Here is a 1,649-nt window from a genome sequence, read left to right as displayed (position 1 = left end):
TGGTACACGAGAGGGTGAGGACGGTAGCCAGGAGGTTGTTGTGGATAGCGGAGAACCTCAGGAAGCACCACAGGAAGCACCACAGGAAAGACGACAGAGTGGCGGCGGTCTAATCACAATAGAGACATGGAGAGAAGTTTATGGAGACCGGGCGTCAGAGGTTCGCATCAATGAGGATAATGGTGATCAACCTTTAGCTATCTCGAGTGATGGCGACAGTGGCAACACAGAAGAGAAAGAGAGTTAGTTAGAGAGAATGGAGGCGCGGGGCCAAGCCCCGCTCTCCTTAACGCATGCCAAGTTTTCTGCGCACAGTGCGCAGCTGTGCAACAGCCTGAGAAAGCTGTGCCGCCGCCTGACTATAGTCAAACTCACCATGCTGGTTAGCCAGTGCTTTTTCAGCTTGGTTTTTGGCTTCTTTGGCCGCAGCCTCATCAAGGTTTTCCGCCCGGATCGCTGTATCAGCCAGCACCTTGATATTGTTCGGCTGAACCTCAAGGAAGCCGCCGGACACGTAATAAACCTCTTCCTCTCCGCCGTTATGAATCACGCGCACAGGGCCGGGGTTCAGACCGGAGATCAGCTGGGAGTGACCGGGCTTAATGCCCAGATCACCCTCAGCCCCCGTAGCCACAAGCATTTCTACCGGGCCAGAGAAAATACTCTCTTCCGCGCTGACAATGCTGCACTCTACACTCGCTGCCATATTTACACTGCTCCGTGGCGATTAGAGAGACTGGGCTTTCTCAACCGCTTCTTCAATGGTGCCAACCATATAGAAAGCCTGTTCAGGCAGATCATCGTATTCCCCCGCCAGAATGCCCTTGAATGCACTAATAGTGTCTTTTAATGACACATAACGTCCGGGGGCGCCGGTGAACACTTCTGCCACAAAGAATGGCTGGGACAGGAAACGTTCAATCTTACGAGCACGGGATACGGTCTGCTTGTCTTCTTCAGACAGCTCATCCATACCCAGAATCGCAATGATGTCTTTCAGTTCCTTGTAACGCTGCAGAACTGTCTGAACACTACGGGCCACTTCATAGTGTTCCTGGCCGATAACCAACGGGTCCAGCTGACGGGAGGTGGAATCCAGCGGATCAATCGCAGGATAGATACCCTTGGACGCAATATCACGACTCAGTACCACAGTCGCATCCAGATGGGAGAACGTGGTTGCTGGGGATGGGTCAGTCAAGTCATCCGCAGGTACGTAAACGGCCTGAATAGAGGTTATGGAGCCGGTCTTGGTGGAGGTAATACGCTCCTGAAGAACGCCCATCTCTTCCGCCAGTGTTGGCTGATAACCTACCGCTGAAGGCATACGGCCCAACAGTGCAGATACCTCAGTACCGGCCAGTGTATAACGGTAAATGTTATCCACAAAGAACAGTACATCGCGGCCTTCGTCACGGAACTTCTCGGCCATGGTCAGGCCGGTCAAAGCAACACGCAGACGGTTACCGGGAGGCTCATTCATCTGGCCATACACCAACGACACTTTGTCGATAACGTTGGAGTCGGTCATTTCGTGGTAGAAGTCGTTACCTTCACGGGTACGCTCCCCTACACCTGCGAACACAGAGAAGCCGGAGTGCTCAATGGCAATGTTCCGGATCAATTCCATCATGTTAACGGTTTTACCC

The 1,649-nt window shown here is 52.9% G+C and carries 3 protein-coding genes; 1 reads left to right on the top strand and 2 read right to left on the bottom strand.

Annotated features, from left to right (window positions below; genetic code table 11):
• On the top strand, positions 1-247 hold a 247-nt coding region (locus E1189_RS04015; protein ID WP_230460139.1), incomplete at its 5' end, for a hypothetical protein.
• Positions 248-286: 39 nt separating this feature from the next.
• On the opposite strand, the gene E1189_RS04010 is transcribed toward E1189_RS04015, so the two are convergent.
• Both E1189_RS04010 and atpD read right to left on the bottom strand, forming a co-directional pair.
• Entirely contained in the window at positions 287-706 is a 420-nt protein-coding gene (locus tag E1189_RS04010; protein WP_155158776.1) for a F0F1 ATP synthase subunit epsilon, read from the bottom strand.
• Positions 707-727: 21 nt separating this feature from the next.
• On the bottom strand, positions 728-1,649 hold a 922-nt coding region (gene atpD, locus E1189_RS04005; RefSeq protein WP_230460138.1), incomplete at its 5' end, for a F0F1 ATP synthase subunit beta.

Source organism: Parendozoicomonas verongulae (assembly GCF_009711465.1).
GTDB classification, from domain to species: domain Bacteria; phylum Pseudomonadota; class Gammaproteobacteria; order Pseudomonadales; family Endozoicomonadaceae; genus Sansalvadorimonas; species Sansalvadorimonas verongulae.
Note: the sequence above shows the minus strand (reverse complement) of the source record. Positions and strands in the feature narration are given on the sequence as shown.

Excerpts from the sequence above, each read along its gene's own strand:
- E1189_RS04010 (WP_155158776.1), bottom strand. The coding sequence starts at position 706 with ATGGCAGCGAGTGTAGAGTGCAGCATTGTCAGCGCGGAAGAGAGTATT.